11 protein-coding genes are annotated in these 15,878 nt (G+C 67.0%); 5 read left to right on the top strand and 6 right to left on the bottom strand.

Going from position 1 to position 15,878, the window contains the following annotated elements; genetic code table 11:
• Position 1: 1 nt before the first annotated feature.
• Both R5W23_RS02505 and R5W23_RS02500 read right to left on the bottom strand, forming a co-directional pair.
• The gene (locus tag R5W23_RS02505; RefSeq protein WP_320684964.1) at positions 2-1,105 is read right to left on the bottom strand and encodes a Gfo/Idh/MocA family oxidoreductase; all 1,104 of its coding nucleotides are present in this window, start codon (positions 1,103-1,105) and stop codon (positions 2-4) included.
• Between the two features lie 88 nt (positions 1,106-1,193).
• Positions 1,194-1,955, bottom strand: coding sequence for a TraR/DksA family transcriptional regulator (locus R5W23_RS02500; protein ID WP_320684963.1), 762 nt, complete (start codon positions 1,953-1,955; stop codon positions 1,194-1,196).
• A 368-nt stretch (positions 1,956-2,323) separates the two neighbouring features.
• On the opposite strand from R5W23_RS02500, the gene R5W23_RS02495 reads away from it, so the two are divergent.
• Positions 2,324-3,391 (top strand): DNA topoisomerase IB, encoded by a 1,068-nt coding sequence (locus R5W23_RS02495; RefSeq protein WP_320684962.1) that lies wholly within the window; start codon positions 2,324-2,326, stop codon positions 3,389-3,391.
• Positions 3,392-3,748: 357 nt separating this feature from the next.
• On the opposite strand, the gene R5W23_RS02490 is transcribed toward R5W23_RS02495, so the two are convergent.
• Both R5W23_RS02490 and R5W23_RS02485 read right to left on the bottom strand, forming a co-directional pair.
• A complete protein-coding gene (locus tag R5W23_RS02490; protein ID WP_320684961.1) occupies positions 3,749-4,732 on the bottom strand; it encodes a sugar kinase in 984 nt (327 codons plus the stop codon).
• A 19-nt stretch (positions 4,733-4,751) separates the two neighbouring features.
• Positions 4,752-5,399 (bottom strand): bifunctional 4-hydroxy-2-oxoglutarate aldolase/2-dehydro-3-deoxy-phosphogluconate aldolase, encoded by a 648-nt coding sequence (locus R5W23_RS02485; RefSeq protein ID WP_320684960.1) that lies wholly within the window; start codon positions 5,397-5,399, stop codon positions 4,752-4,754.
• A gap of 180 nt (positions 5,400-5,579) precedes the next feature.
• Here R5W23_RS02485 and R5W23_RS02480 point away from each other — a divergent pair, with 180 nt between their 5' ends.
• The gene (locus R5W23_RS02480; RefSeq protein WP_320684959.1) at positions 5,580-6,794 is read left to right on the top strand and encodes a TerC family protein; all 1,215 of its coding nucleotides are present in this window, start codon (positions 5,580-5,582) and stop codon (positions 6,792-6,794) included.
• Between the two features lie 269 nt (positions 6,795-7,063).
• On the opposite strand, the gene R5W23_RS02475 is transcribed toward R5W23_RS02480, so the two are convergent.
• Entirely contained in the window at positions 7,064-10,171 is a 3,108-nt protein-coding gene (locus R5W23_RS02475; RefSeq protein WP_320684958.1) for a WD40 repeat domain-containing protein, read from the bottom strand.
• 355 nt (positions 10,172-10,526) lie between these two features.
• Here R5W23_RS02475 and R5W23_RS02470 point away from each other — a divergent pair, with 355 nt between their 5' ends.
• Positions 10,527-12,791, top strand: coding sequence for a beta-galactosidase trimerization domain-containing protein (locus R5W23_RS02470; protein WP_320684957.1), 2,265 nt, complete (start codon positions 10,527-10,529; stop codon positions 12,789-12,791).
• On the opposite strand, the gene R5W23_RS02465 is transcribed toward R5W23_RS02470, so the two are convergent.
• Positions 12,788-13,330, bottom strand: coding sequence for a DUF2721 domain-containing protein (locus R5W23_RS02465; protein ID WP_320684956.1), 543 nt, complete (start codon positions 13,328-13,330; stop codon positions 12,788-12,790). The genes R5W23_RS02470 and R5W23_RS02465 overlap by 4 nt on opposite strands.
• A 118-nt stretch (positions 13,331-13,448) precedes the next feature.
• Between R5W23_RS02465 and R5W23_RS02460 the strand changes: the two genes are divergently transcribed.
• On the top strand, positions 13,449-14,891 hold the full coding sequence (locus tag R5W23_RS02460; RefSeq protein WP_320684955.1) for an amidohydrolase: 1,443 nt from the start codon (positions 13,449-13,451) through the stop codon (positions 14,889-14,891).
• A 264-nt stretch (positions 14,892-15,155) separates the two neighbouring features.
• On the top strand, positions 15,156-15,851 hold the full coding sequence (locus R5W23_RS02455; RefSeq protein WP_320684954.1) for a hypothetical protein: 696 nt from the start codon (positions 15,156-15,158) through the stop codon (positions 15,849-15,851).
• Positions 15,852-15,878 lie beyond the last annotated feature (27 nt).

Raw genomic sequence — 15,878 nt, 5'->3', positions numbered from 1 at the left:
GTTACCCGCCCGGGGACGCGGCGTTGACCAGTCCGGGGGCTGAGACTTTTGGCATCTTGTACTCCTGTGCGAGCGACGGCCGCGGTTTCTGCGTGAACGGCGGCAACTGAACCGAGCGGCCGGTCGCACACGCCTCGTTAATCGCATCAATGATGATCAGATCCGCGAGCCCTTCCAACCCGTTCGGTTCGGGCTCGCGGTTCCGGAGCACGCATTCGGAGAAGTATTCGATCTCCGGTCCGACCTGATCGCGCTCCCCGAACTCGGTCGTTCGCGTTTCCCCTTTCTCGTCCGTCAGGTGCATCTGGATCGCGCCGCGAAACGTGTACCCCGTTTGCATCCGCAGGTCGCCGGTGGTTCCGACCACGCGGTACTCGGACACACGGGCCTCACCGAACCCGCACGTGAAGCTCGCGAGGCGGGCTTTGGGGAACCGCAGCACTGCGGTCACCATCTCGGGTACCTCGCGGAACTTCGCCTCCCCGCTGCTCGCGGCGAACGCGGTCACCTCGAGCGGGTCGTCCTGAAACAGGTAGCGGGCGGCGTTGATGCAGTAGATGCCAATGTCCATCAAGGGACTGCCAGCGAGGCCGGCGTCGAGGCGCGTGTTCCCCTCTTGAATCTCTTGTGTGAATACCGAGCTGAACAGCCGCGGCTCCCCGATTTTACCGTTCTTGATGTGGTCGATGGCGGTCAGGTTTCCGGACTCGAAGTGCAACCGGTACGCGACCATCAGTTTGACGCCGGCGTCGTTGCACGTGGTAACCATCTCACGGCACTCGGCCGCGGTTGCAGCCATCGGTTTCTCGGTGAGCACGTGGATTTTGTGCTTCGCAGCGCGGAGCGTATACTCCTTGTGCATTGCATTGGGCAGCGCAATGTACACCGCGTCGACGCTCCCACTTTCGAGCAGGTCGTCGTACTGCTCGTACCCGTAGGCCGGGACGCCGTACCGCTCACCCACCTCGTTCCGCTTCACCGGATCGCCGGAGACGATTGCCGCGAGTTTGGAATACTCGGTTGCGTTCCGGAACGCTGGGAGGATCGCCTCTTGAGCGAACCAGCCCGTGCCGACCACCGCGTAGCGCACGTTCTTCTGACCCATGATGCACCTCGGAGTTGGGCAGTCTCCGCGCTGCACCATACATGCCAGAAGGAACTGACAGGCTAACAAACCACATACGATCCGGTGGTCACTCCTTGGCCTTCTTCGCGCGGGTCTTGGGCTGCGTCGCCCGGCCCTTCCGAGCAGCGCCCCCGGCCCGCTTGTTCGCAGGCGTGCCGCCGACCGCACCGCCCGCGGGACCCGCCTCTGCGGGGAACTCGTCCTCCTCGGTGTCGTCGTCGAGGGGGCCGCTGCCCATCGCGTCCTGAAGGTTCGCGCCGTCGGGGGAGCCGTCGCCCACGGTTGTGCCGGCCAACCCGCCGACGGCGGCGCCGCCTCCGGGCGTCCCGGCTGCGTGAACGTCCGTTGGGTCCGCACCCAGGTCGCGACCGACCGCTCGCTGCGGCTTTTCGGTCTTGGCTTCGTGGCCCGGTTCGCCCAGCCACGCCGCCGGGCGCCCCTCGTTCACGTTGACCGCCAGCCCGGATTGTTCGGCCTGCGCGCACTTCACGCACTGCCGCACGTACGGTAGCGCGTCGAGCCGTTCCTCGCCAACGTCTCTGCCGCACGAGGTGCAGCGGCCGAACGTACCGTCGTCGATCCGGCCGAGCGCAGCCACGGCCTCGTCGCGCAGGTAGGTTTCGTTCTCAAGGAGCGTCGTGTCAAGTTCCTGCGAAAAGGCGTGCGTGCCGAGATCGCCGAGGTGCAACGGCGCGTTCGACATGCCGCCCGCGGTCTCGCCCCCGAGCGGCGTCCGAACCTCTTCTTCCAACGCCGCCGCGGTCCGGCCGACCCGGTCCGCGAGCTTTTCGAGTTGCCGCTTGTATTGATTGGCTTTCCGGCTATTCATCAGAATCCCCCTGCGCCGCCGATGTGCGGCGGGTGGTGATCTGAAGCACCGGGCGTGCCGTGTCCCCTCGTCAGTCGTCCGAACCGGCGCAATTCGGGCAGCGAAATCGACCTGCGCCGCGGGCCGCACATTGGCTTCCAGCGCCCGGTGCGTCAAGGTCACCACGGCGTCCCGACACGCCACCTCCTCACACCGCCTCGCCGCCCCCGCACCACACGAGCCAAGGGGCTCGAACGACTCCTGCTCACGTACCCCGCACCACCGCAGTGGCGGCACCAACCATCTTTGCAGCAACGTCGGTGCCGGTACTGCGGTGGCCGCAAGCAACACGGCACGCCGCGTGCTTTGCCATCGCCGGAGGACATCCCATGACTCGGGCCGCCGTAACGATACGTGTGAAGCGCACCGTCACGACGCGCGTGACGGTCGAAGCCGTGTTCAAGTTCGCGGCGCGGGTGTCACACACGTCCGACGACCGGCCCGGTATCCGCCGCGAGCGTGTCCGTGGCGGGTTCCGTTACCGCGCCCCCGGCGGGGAACTGATTCGTGATACCGCGACGCTCGCGCGCATCCGGTCGCTCGCGATCCCGCCGGCGTGGGAGCAGGTGTGGATCTGCACCAGTCCGCGTGGGCACGTCCAGGCTACAGGGCGCGACGCACGCGGGCGCAAACAGTACCGCTACCACCCCGCGTTCCGGTCCTCGCGGGAGGGGGACAAGTTCGGCCGGGTCGCGGCGTTCGGGGCGACGCTGCCCAAGATCCGAAAACGAATTGAAGCCGACCTGCGGCGGCCGGGGCTACCGAAACAGAAGGTGCTCGCGGCCGTTGTGAAGTTGCTGGACCACACACACCTGCGGGTCGGCAACGCCGAGTACGCGAAGGCGAACAAGTCGTTCGGGCTGAGCACCTTGTGCGACCGACACGTTTCATTCACGAGAGGTTCGATGCGCGTGCAGTTCCGCGGCAAGAGCGGCGTGAGGCACGAACGGCAGGTGAGTGACAAGCGGTTGGCCCGGGTGGTCCGCTCGTGCCGCGACTTGCCCGGCCAACACCTCTTTCAGTACCGCACTCCAGACAACGAGGTGCGCAAGATCGGTTCGGCGGATGTGAATGCGTACATCCGCGCCGCGGCCGGGGGATCGTTCACCGCAAAAGACTTCCGCACCTGGGCGGGAACGGTTGTCGCGCTCCAATTGGCAAGGGATCTGCCGGTGCCGGAATCGCGAACCGCCGCCGAAAAGGCGTTCGTGAGCGTTATCGAAGGCGTGGCCGCGGTGCTGGGCAACACGCCGGCGGTGTGCCGTAAGAGTTACGTCCACCCGCGTGTACTGGAAGCGTTTGCTGCCGGCGCGATCCTTCGCTCTAAACAGCGGTCCGGAATGTCACGCGCAGAGAGCGGGCTACTTCACTTGTTGGACACCAACGAGGGACAATAGTTCCCGTTTTGAGGCGTGGGGCAGAGGTATGTATATGCTCCAGCCTTTAGCCATCAGTGCGATGTAATAGGCACCTGGGTAACGCCCCACCGCCTGCTTTTGTGTCTGCCAAGTAATCGGCGTGGGCCGAATGGACCGCCCCTCATCCAGGCTCGCAACGAGAGCAGTCTCAAGCGGTGCTTGCAGCGCGTTTTGAATTACACGGGTTGCCCCCGCGGTTCCCGTGTACCCTTTCGCGAGTTGCTCCGGCTTTTGAGTTGCTTCTTGAAGGCTGCCGCTGCCCAAACACGATCATTTTCAGAGGCGCATCAAGCTGCGATCAGCTCCGCAGACTTTGAGTGTGTTGGCTCGGTGGCACTAGCGCTTGATGCGAAGCCCCTGCCCCTGCATCGCGGCTTCGACTTCGTCCTTCGTGAGCCAGGGCAGATCCCCGGGGAGTGTGTGCTTCAGTGCGCCCATTGCGGCGCCGTAATCGAGCCCCTTCTTCAGGTCGCCGTCGAGCAGCCCGTGAATGAGCCCCGCGGCGAGCGCGTCACCGGCGCCGAGCCGGTCCACGACCTCGACCTCGTACCACGCGGATTCGTAGGTCTGGCCGTCGGCGTACCCGACCGCGGCGAACCGGTTGCGCCACACCAAAGGGGCCTCGCGCCGCGTTCCCACCACCATCTTCACCCCGAACTTGCGAACGAGCCCTTCCGCGACCTCCGCAAAGTCAACGCCGGTGATCCCGAACAGGTGTTCTGCATCGGCCTCGCTCGCGATCAGCGCGTCCACCTGCGGGAGGAGAATGCCGAGCACCTCCGCCGCGTGCTCGCGCGCCCACAACTTCGAGCGGTAGTTGAGGTCCATGCACACCTTCACGCCCGCGTCGCGGGCCGCGTGCATCGCCTCGTCCACGACCTCTGCCGCCCCGGGCGACAGCGCCGGCGTGATGCCGCTCACATGGAACCACTTCGCGCCGCGGAAGATGGTTTCCCAGTCGAACATCCCGCACTGCGCCAGCGAGGCCGACGAGTCCTTGCGGTCGTAGAGGATGGAACTGGCGCGTGGGGACGCCCCGAACTCCAAAAAATACAGCCCGCACCGCCCTTCGTCGGCGAACTGCACGAAGCGGTCGGACACCCCCACCTCGCGCACGCGGTTGGTGATGAGCGTTCCGAGCGGGTTGTTGGGGAGACGCGATACCCACTCGACCGGGCGCCCGAGCCGGGCCAGCCCCGCCGCGGTGTTCAGCTCCGCGCCGCCGATTTCGAGGTCGAGCGAACGCGCCTGCTCGAGGCGCTGAAAGTTCGGCGGGGCGAGGCGCACCATCGCCTCCCCGAACGTAACAACATCGGCCATGATGGGTTCCGTGTGCGGGTCAGCCGGCGCGGTGCCGTTTCACGATCGCGACGTACTGCGCGGCCAGTTCTGTGATGCGGCCGAACTCCCCGGCCGCAACCAGCTTGGGATCGACGAGCTGCGAGCCGACGCCGAGGCACACCGCGCCGGCCTTCAGGAACTCCACCGCGGTGTTCAGGTCCACCCCGCCGGTCGGCATCAACTTCACCTGCGGGAGCGGCCCCTTGAGGGCCTTAAAGAACGCCGGGCCAACGACATCGGCCGGGAACACTTTCACGATGTCCGCGCCCGCCTCCCACGCGGTCACGACCTCTGTCGGGGTGAACGCCCCGGGCATGACGAGCTTGTCGTACCGCCGGGCCATTTTGATCACGTCGAGGTTCAGGCTCGGGGCAACAAGAAACTCTGCCCCGGCGAGGAACGCGGCCCGTGCCGTTTCGGGGTCGAGTACCGTGCCCGCGCCGAGCAACACGCGGTCGCCGAGTTGTTTCTTGGCTTCGCGGATCACGTCCAGCGCGTTCGGAACGGTGAACGTGACTTCCGCCACCGTAACACCACCCGCGGCCAGGGCTTTGACGACTTCGACCAGGGGGCCGGGGTCGCTGAAGCGCACCACGGCGACGATTCCACAGTCGATGACGCGATGAAGGTCTTGTTCGCGGCTCATGCACGGATTCTCCGGTCCCGGCACGCGGTTGGCAACCGGGAACGGACGTTCTCCGCACCGCCGGGCGCCTTTTCCGCCCCACTACCGGCAAGAACGGCGTGCGGCGAGCGAAACCGCTAGCAACCGCCCGTGTCCCCTAATAGATTCGTCTGATATTTCGCTGCCACCCAAGGACCCGCCATGCCACGCCGCCCGTTCCCCGTGTTCGTCCTGTCGACCGGCCTGGGCCTCGTGCTGTTCCTGCTGCTGCGCCCGGCGTTCGCCGGCCCCGCCGACGCCGAACCCGTTCGCGCCGACGACGCGAGCCAGTTCCCCACGGTGCGGATCGAACTGGTTTCCGGCGGCCCGCCCGTCGAAGGCAAATTGAAGCTCTCGGCGATCACCGTGCGCACCGAGACCGGCAGCACCACCATCGCGGCCCAGCACGTCAAGCGTGTGACGCTCCAAAAAGACCCCGAGGGCGACGCGCACGACGCCGTTCAGCTCACCGACAAGAGTACGGTTCATGGCCGGGTGCAGGGCGAAGAGTTCCTGCTCGAGCGCGGCGGCGCCGAGACGACCGTGAAGCGGTCCGACCTGCGGGAGATCCGGGTATTGCGCGACGAGCAGTTGTCCCTGATCTCGATCATCCTGGGGCTGCTCACGCTGACCGCGATGGAGATCGTTCTCGGAATCGACAACGTCATCTTCCTGGCGATCGTCGCGGGCAAGCTGCCGGAGGAGCAGCGCCCGAAGGCCCGCAAGATCGGGCTGGCGGCGGCGCTCGGGACGCGCATCTTGCTGCTGTTCTCGCTGTCGTTCCTGCTCGGGCTCACCGCACCGCTGTTCACCCTGCCCGACCTTGGGTTCCTGCGCGACATGGAGGCCCGCGAGGTGTCCTGGCGGGACCTCATCCTGCTCGCCGGCGGGCTGTTCCTGATCGGCAAGAGCACCTTCGAGATGCACGAGAAGCTCGAGCAGGCGAAGGCCGAGCGGAGCGGGGAACCGGAGGCGGCGCCGGTGAAGGCGGCGAGCTTCGCGAAGGTGATCCTGACCATCGCGATCATCGACATCGTGTTCTCGCTCGACTCGGTCATCACAGCGGTCGGAATGGTGGATACGCTATGGGTGATGATCACGGCGATGGTGTTGGCGATGCTGGTGATGCTGTACTTCGCCGGTCCCATCTCGAACTTCGTGGAGAAGCACCCGACGCTGAAGGTGCTGGCGCTCAGCTTCCTGATCCTGATCGGTGTGATGCTGGTCGCGGAGGGGCTGGGGCAGCACATCGATAAAGGGTATATCTACGCGGCGATGAGCTTCGCGCTGATCGTCGAGATGGTGAACATGCGGCTGCGCGGCCCGAAGGAAGACCACGCGACCGACGAAGCCGCCGCAGTGCCGGCAGTCAAGTAAGGTGCAAGAGCGGCGAGCGAAGCGGCGTTCCTGCGAGCGAGTTGCGCCGCCCCGACGACGGCACCGTTTGAACAACTGCTATAGAAGTTTTGGTTCCGGCTTTCCGTCTGGTCCGCTCGCTCCGCGAGCGGTTGCGACATAGTGCCGGTGCCTGGAGTGGTTAATTTGGAGCGCGAAGCACCGCTCGCGGAGCGAGCGGACCACACGGAAAGCCGGTATCCGACCGCGCGAACGACGGGTGCGGCGCTCCGAAGCTTCCTCCGGCAGGTTTACGGCAGTTCCAGCACGTAGGCGGTCCCGTCGGCGTTGGCGGTCACCACCGACTTCCCGTCCGGCGTGTACGCGGCGCCGTTGATCGTCACCGGCACCACCCACGACCGCACCTCGACGATCTTCTTGTCCTTGAACTCGGTCAGCGACCACGCCTTGATCTCACGGTCGTTGCTGAGCGTCACGAACGTCTTGCCCGTGGGCGAAACGACCAGCGCCCGCACCCCCGCCTTATGGGCCGGGCCGTCGGCGATCACGTCCCGCTTGGCGACATCGGCGATCTTGATCGTGCCCTCCTCATCGGCCGCGACCAAGAGCTTCTTGTCGGCCGTCAGGCCGAGGTCCGCGAAGCCGCGCTGGAACACCGGCCAGTCCCCGCCGATCCGCTCCCCCTTCTCCAGGTCGAAGACGCGGAGCGTGCCGGACTCGTCCCCGGCCACCGCCCAGGCGAGGTCCGGGGTGAACGTGGCGGAGCGCACGTTCCGCCCCTTGTCGGGCGTTGAGGAGAGCAGCTTGCCCTTCGCGTCGTAGATCTCGTAGGCGTTATTCTTGACCGTGTCCCCCACCGCCTGGCGCGACGCCCACGCGCCGAACCGGGCCGCGTCGGACGCGGTCACCACCGTGTACACCTCGCCGGTCGGCACCGCGGTCGAGCGCGGCGGGTTCAGCGCCCAGAGGTGCAGCCGCCCGCTGTCGCGGGTCGGCAAGCTGCCGCCCATCACCAGCGCGTCGTTCCCCAGGAACGACACCGCGAACGGGGTGTCCGCGTTGCCCACGAGTGTGGCCACCTCCTTGCCGGTCGCGATGTCCCACACCTTGATGGTCTGATCGATCGCGGCGGTCGCGACGAGCTTCCCGTTCGGGCTGACGGCCACCGCGTTGACCGCGAGCATGTGACCGCCGGCCGCGCTGGCGGCGTCCAGTTGCGGCAGCTCGAAGATGCGGAGCGTGTTGTCCTTCTCCGCGGCGACGGCCACGAGTGACTGGCCGTTGGGGCTGAACGCCACGGACGTCACCCAGTCCGTGTGGCCGCGCAGCCCGCGCGCCTCGCTCTTGGTCTGAATGTCCCACACCCGGACCACGGCGTCGGCCCCGGCGCTGGCGACGTACCGGCCGTCGGGTGCGAACGCGACGGTCGAGAGCGGTGCGGCGGCCGCGCCGGTCGTGGTGACCGGGCCGTCGAACCGCACGAGTTGCGTGAGCGCCCCGTCTGTGCCCACCGACCACACCCGCAGCGCCCCGTCCCCGCCCACGCTCGCGAGCCGGTTCCCGTCCGGGCTGAACGCGACGCACGTCGTCCCGGCGGTGTGCGCCGCCAGCGTCGACAGCTCGCGCGCCGCGGGACCGCTCACGTCCAGCAGCGACAGGCCGCCGTCCGCGATGCCCACCGCGACCCGCTTCCCGTCCGCCCGGACCGCCACCGCCACCGCGGCCTTGCGCGAGGACCACTTCCAGACCTCTTTTCCGGAGTCGGGGGCGAACCCGCGGACGCTCGCGTCGGCCGAACCGGACACCACCAGCTTCCCGTCGGGGGACGCCGCCACCGTCAGCACCGCGAGCGTGTGCCCGCCCAGCTCCTTGAGCACCTTCTTCGCGGCGAGGTCCCACACCTTCACGACCTTGTCGCCGCCGCTCGCCACCAGCCGGTTACCGTCCAGAAACACCAGCGCGGTCATTGCGGCGCCGGCGTCGATGGTGGCTTCGAGCTTGCCGGTCTCCATGCTGTAAACGCGGATGCTCTTGTCCGCCCCGGCCGCCGCGACCCACTTTCCGTCCGGCGAGGCCGCGACCGCCCACAGCGATTCCTTCGCGTCCTTCAGCGCGCGGTGCTCGTCGGCGGCGTTCAGGTCCCACACGCGCACGGCCCCGTCCTCGGACGCGGACGCCACCTGCTGCCCGTCGCCGCGCACCGCGACCGTGATGGCCTTCGTCATGTGCCCCTGGAACGACCGCAGCGCCTTCCCGCTGGGCACGTCCCACACGCGAACCGTCCGGTCCTCGCCGCAGGTCACCAGAGTCTTGCCGTCGGCCGTGAGCGCCAGCCGGTTGACCGCGCCGCTGTGCCCGACGAACTCGCGGAGCTTGGTCGCCGTGTTGCCGGTGCTCTTTCCGTCGGGCTCCGGCCCCGCCGTGAGGCGGGCCTTCTCGTCCAGCCCGCAGGTAAACACGCTCCCGCTGTCGGCCGCGAACGCCACCCCGAACACCCCGCCCCGGTCCACGCCCTGCACGCTCATCGCGAGCTGGTTGCCCTTGCCCTGGGGCACGTACACCGCCACCTGGGAGTTGCTGTCGCCGAGCGCGACCAGCTTGCCGTTGGGCGAGAACGCCACCCGCTCGATGCGGGCGTTGCGGGAGTTGCTCTTGAAGACCTCCTTCCCGCTGTCGGACGCGATCACCCGCAGGATGAAGTCGTCCCCGCCGACCGCGAGCAGCTTGCCGTCGGGGCTGAACGCGATGCTGTTGATGGGCTTGTCGGTCTTGCCGAGGTGGAGCAACACCTTGATGAGCTTACCGGTCGCCGGGTCCCACAGGTGAACTTGGTTCCCGCTCGAGGAGGCAACGACCTGCTCCTTCGGGTGGAACGCCACGTCGGTCGCGCCGAGCACGTTCGTACTGGTCTTCGTGGGGTCATCGGCCTGATCGACGTGGCCGCGGTAGGTGACCAGCTCGCGACCGTTGCCGAGATCCCAGATCTTGACCGTGAAGTCGCGGCTGGCCGACGCGAGTCGCCCTTCGGGGCTGTAGGCCAGCGCGTTGACGCGGTCGGAGTGACGCATCCGGGCCTCGCCCAGCACCCGGGTGACGTGCGACGGCAACCCGGCCGGCAGGTACGGGAGCTGCCAGCGGGCGTCGCGAACGTGCCGCAGGGCGGCCTTGTAGTTCTCCCCCTTCGCGGCCTCGTCGGCGCGCCTCATCAGTTCGTCGGCCTTCACGAGCGCGTCCGCGGGGAACTTGGCCTTAACCGCCTGTTCGCGCTCGGCCTGGAACGCCTCGCGAAGGGCCTTCACGTCGTCGGCGCCCGGTGTGGGCGGCTGGGCGGCAACCAGCGGCACCGCGACGCCGGCCGCCAGGAGGAGAACCGCAGCGGATCGGAGAACAGAAACCATTAGCGGCCTCATGCGGCTTCGGTTCAAGTGGTTATGCGATATGGGGATCAGTATACACAGACGCCCGAGCGAGGTGAATGTAACAACCGGCTTGGGCACGGCGCACACGTTAAGACGGATCGTAGTCCACGCAAATAACGCCTTCCCCTCCCGAGTCACCGAGGTCCGCGAGGACTTCGGGAAGTACTACGGGTACGGAGCGTGCAAACGGCAGCGAACTCCAGCCGGCGGCCTGCCGACCTGCCGCGGCAAACAATTCGCGCGAGCGTCGAACTCATCAAAGCGGTACACTCCAGCTCACCACCCTCTCCGGAGCACGACCGTGCCCGCCCCCTTTTCTAATCGCCGCGAGTTCATGGCCACTGCCGCTACCGGCGCCCTCGTGCCATCGGCCGCGACAGCGGACGGCAAACCGGCGTCGGGTTGGGGAGCGGCCGTCATGCCGCAGCCGTTCGAGAAGGGCGCGTTCCGCGCGGTCGAACCGCCCGCATGGGTGCGGGACACCGTCGGCGTCGGGTACACGCTGTCGGTCATGAGCCCCGCCCAGCGAAAGGAAGCCGCCGGGTGGGGCGTGACGCTCAGCGAAGTGGGCTTCGTGGACCCACTGTACGCCTACTACGACAGCAAGCTGTTGAAGCGGCGCAGCCCGCATGTTCCGCTCGATCGGGTGAAAAAGGACATCGAGGAGTACCAGAAGCTCGGGGTGCGCATCCTGGGCGTGTACCCGCCGACGCTTCAGGGCGAGGTGTGGGAACTGCACCCGGACTGGCGCAGGATCGCGACGGATACAGACCAAGTGCCCGAAGTCGATCTGAAGAAGTTCGCGCACGGTGGGATGCTCTGCCCGCTCGGGCCATACGGCGACTTCTTCATTGATGTGCTATGCGAGATCGCCACGCAGTTCCCGGCGGTGAGCGCGTTCAGTTTCGACGGGCTACACCACGCCGGCGGGTGCTACTGCAAGCACTGTCGCGCGAACTACACGTCCGACACCGGCGGGCCGATCCCGAAGCGCGACATGCAGAGCGATGCGTTCCGCAAGTACCTGCACTGGGCAGACCGGCGGCTCGAAGCCCTCGTTCAGCGGATGCAACAGCGGCTCAAAGCACTCAACCCCGACATCGCGCTCGTCACCTGGACCACCAACGCCGGGCGGTTCGGGCACCTGCTCGACATCCCGCGCAACATGCCGGCCCGGCTGAACCTCCTGTTTGACGCCCCGGACCAGGAGTTCTGGATGGACGAGACGAACCGCGGGGCGAGCGTGGTGCCGGCGTTCGGCGCGGCTTACGTGTGGGCGGTAACGAACCACCGGACGGCGTTCGCCGAACCGTATCTGATGAGCCGCGGGAACCCTTACGGCAAGGACAGCTTCCCGGCCCACGAGGTCGAGCGGCGGGTGCTGCTCGTGCTCACCCACGGGGCCGGCCCGAGTCTCGCGGTGCTCCAACCCGAGCGCCTCAAACCCGCCGTGAAGAACAGCCTGGCCGCGGTGACGGAGCGGAAGCCGTGGCTCACCCACAAGCGCCCCGAGCCGTGGGCCGCGCTCCTGGTGAGCGACAACACCCGCGTGTTTTACGGCCGCAGCAGCGGCCAGGTGGAAGAGCGGTACCTCGCGAACGTGTTCGGGTTCTTCCGGGCGGCGTTGGAAGAGCACCTGCCGGTCAACCTCATCAACGACTGGAACCTAACGCCCGACGATCTGGCACCGTACAAGGTGCTGGTGCTGCCCAACGCGGCCTGCATGAGCGACGAGCAGTGCGCGGCGGTCGCGCAGTTCGTCGAGCGCGGCGGCGGGGTTGTGGCGAGCCTGGACACCGGGCTGTGCGACGAGTTCGGCACCCCGCGTAAAACGCCCGCGCTCGCAAACGTCCTGGGCGTCACCCACCAAGGAATCGCGGTGGCCGGAAAGGGGGACGACAGGCTCGACGAGAACTTCGCGCGGACCCTCCCTCCCGAATACTGGGCGAAGCGCAAAGGCGTTTGGGACTTCAAGCGCGGCGCCGGCTCGCCACTGCTGGCGACCGAACGACTGGACGCGCTGATCGGGTCCGAGTTCGTCACGTTCAAAGGCCCGGTCGTCCGCACCGAGCCGCTCCCCGGGAGCACCGTCCATGCGACCGTGCGCCCGAAGGACAGCTCGAAAGGCGAACCGTTGCCGGCGATCGTGTCTCGCACAGCCGCGACCGGCAAGGCGGTCTACTTCGCGGCCGGGATCGACGCGGCCCATTACCTGTCGTCGTATCCGTACTACCGCGCCACGCTCGCGCGGGCGCTGCGCTGGGCCGCCGCGGCGGCACCGCCGGTCGAGGTGAAGGCGCCGATGTGCGTCCACGCGACCACGGTGCGACAGAACCGGAACGGCGAGCGGCTCGTGGTCCACCTGTTCAACGACGTGAGCACGACCACGGGGCACGGGCACCCGGCCGAGGAAGTGCCGCTCCGCGAGGAGACGATCCCGATTCACAATATTGAGGTCGCGTTGCGGGGGTATCGCGTGAAGGAAGTGCGTCAGGAACCCGGCGCGCGCGTGCTGCCGTTCAAGCAGCGCGGCGAAGAGACGACGTTCACGGTCCCGAAGCTTGAAATCCACACGATGGCCGTGGTGGAGTTGGGTTAGCCCTCGCCCTGGCCGCCTTCGGGCTTGTCCATGATCGGGACCGGCACAGTGGTCTTCCGCGCCACCACCTTGGCCACGTAACCGAGTTCCACCTGGGCGCCGCGGACCGCGAGCCGCGACTCCCGGATGAGCCGCACCGCGGCCACCAGCAGTGCGCACGCGCCCGACAGCCCGAACGCCACCGGGATCCACCCCAGCGCCCACTTCGTCGAGGCCGACAGCCCGACCGTCAGGCTCGCGCCCACCAGCAGCCCGATGGCCGTATACAGCGTCACGATGGTGCTCTGGAGCAGGGTCAGCCGCTGCGTGTGCCACCGAATCTGGTCCGCGATCAGTGCCCGCTTCGCGACCACCTCGTCCGAGACTACCCCGTCCGGCAGCCCCTCGGCCACCTCGGTCAGCGCGCGGATGCGGTCCACCACGCGGCCGAGCCGGTTCGCGGTCGACAGCGACAACGTGCCCGACGCGCTGATGAGGAGGGCCGGCGTGATCATCGCCCCGAGGATCTCGCCGGCGCCCAGAAAATCGATCGCGGTCATGTGCGGGGTTCCCTCCTAAATGAGTGTAGGGAGCCCCCCACCGGCCCGACCGCGAAACCGTTGCTCGGGCCGCGTGTGTGGGTGAGAATCGAGCACCCTCGTCGCCCCAGGACACACCATGCGCTTGCTTCCCGTTCTTATTGCTCTGCTCACACCGGCGATCGCACTGGCGCAAAAGGACGCCGCGATCGCGTCCGCCCGGACGCACGCCGACGCCAACTGGCCGGTGGCGCTGAAGATCTGGGAGTTCGCCGAGCCGGGCTACCAGGAGAAGCGATCCGCCCTCGCGCTTGCCGAAGTGGCCGAAAAAGCGGGCTTCAAGGTGACCAAGGGTGTGGCCAAGATTCCGACCGCGTTCACCGCCGAGTTCGGCAGCGGAAAACCCGTCATCGGCATTCTGGGCGAGTTCGACGCGCTCCCCGAGCTGTCACAAGATGCCGTCCCGTTCCGTCAGCCGCGCAAGGACGGTAACGGGTACGGCCACGCGTGCGGGCACCACCTGTTCGGCACCGCGTCGCTCTCCGCGAGCATCGCCATCGCGGAGCAGATCAAGGCCGGCAAACTGAAGGGCACGGTGCGGTTCTACATGTGCCCGGCCGAAGAGGGTGGCGCGGCGAAGGTGTTCATGGCGCGCGCCGGGCTGTTCGACGACTGCGACACGGTGCTCCACTGGCACCCGGGCGCGCGGAACTCGGCCGGCGATGCGAGCTGCCTCGCGCGAATCGCGGTAAAGTTCCGGTTCCACGGCACCGCCGCGCACGCCGCCGGTTCGCCGGAAAAAGGGCGGTCCGCGCTGGACGCGCTGGTGCTTACGATGCACGCGGTTGAACTGATGCGCGAGCACACGCCCGATGGCACCCGGCTGCACCACACCGTCACCAGCGGGGGCGGCGCGGCCAACGTTGTACCGGAGTTCGCCGAAGGCTTCTTCTACGTGCGGCACCCGAAAGCCGACGTGGTTCAGAAGCTCTACCCGCGGCTCCTGAAGTGCGCCCAGGGGGCGGCGCTCGCCACCGAAACGAAGCTCGAAGTGGTATACCTGGGCGGCACGATGGAGATCCTGCCGAACGACACACTCGCGCAGGTCGCGAAGAAGAACCTCACCGCGCTCAACGACCTGAAATACGACGACACGGAAACGAAGTTCGCGCTCCGCTTGCGCGAGACGTTTCCGGACAAGGCGCCGCCGCTGGACGACATTTCGCAAGTGTTCGACGTGTCCGGGAAGTCGAGCGGTGGCAGCACCGACGTGGGCGACGTGTCGTGGGTGGTCCCGGTCGTCGGGTTCGGCACCGCCTGCTGGGTGCCGGGCACCCCGGGCCACTCGTGGCAGGCGGTCGCGTGCGGCGGCACGACGATCGGCAAGAAGGGGATGAACCTGGCGGCCCGCACGCTCGCGGCCACCGCGTTCGACCTGTTCACCGACGAGAAGCTGCGCGACGCCGCGAAGGCCGAGCACATGAAGCGCCTGGACGGGCGCAAGTACGCAGCAATGCTCGACAAGGACCAACCACCGCCGCTCGACTACCGCGACCCGCCCAAGCGCAAGAGCGTGGAGTAGCGATTCTGTTGAAGATAAATCCATCGCAACTCGCGACGAAAAATCTTGACATGTTGATCTAGCGGGTTTACTATTATCATACCTCTCCGGCTCAGATCCCGTTCGGCAAATCTAGGGGTATTTCGTCCATGATCCGTTCGCAAGTTGCGGCAACCCTGCGCCGTGTCCTCGGGGCATCATTCGCCCCCCCCCGGCCAAATGTCAGTGAATACGAACGGCGCGAGCCGATTCCGTCCGGCGCTGGAGCGATTCGAGTTTCGTGACGTGCCCGCGTCCCTCACGTTCCAACTGCCCGGAGAACTCGTTCGCGGCGACTTCACCGACCCATCGGGCGTTAACCCGGCGCTGTCGTCCCAATCGTTCCCGGTGTCCGATCTGACGCTCACGTTCCAGGGCACTTACCTGACGAGCGCAAACGCCGTGACGACGCCGATGGCAGAGTACCAGAACGGCCTGTTCGTGGGACTGTCGGCGGCGTTCAACCTGCCGGCGGGTTCCGGCGCGTACCAGCAACTGCTGCTGAGCGGCGGCGCGGCCACCGGTGTCGATGCGGCCGGTACACAGTTCACGAGTCCCGTGCTCGCCGCAGCCAACAAACCGTATGTGAAGATCGATTTTACTGGTCTGGACGTAATACCGCCGCAGGTGAACGTTCGAGTTCTCCTTGACGACGACATCATAACGTCGGTTCTCATCACCTTCACACAGGCAGAGCAAAATGTCAACGGCTTCAAGGCCGCCGAGCGGGTCAAGGACGAACTGAAGAGCCTCGGCCTTGATGTGGACGCCGGCACAGGTACGGTAACCGTCTGGGGTAAGGGTGACGCAAAAGTCAGCGACGTGCGTCTATCTGTCACCCAGCAGCCCCCTCTCGCTGTCAGATACCTGCCCGACGTATACGGACGTTACGGGGCAACCGGTAAATCGGACCGCAACTTCCCAACCGGGACGGCCAACTAAGCAGGCGGCCGTAGTTGTACTATGGGA

The organism is Gemmata algarum (assembly GCF_034097035.1).
GTDB lineage: Bacteria > Planctomycetota > Planctomycetia > Gemmatales > Gemmataceae > Gemmata > Gemmata algarum.
This window is presented reverse-complemented; position numbering and strand designations above follow the sequence as displayed.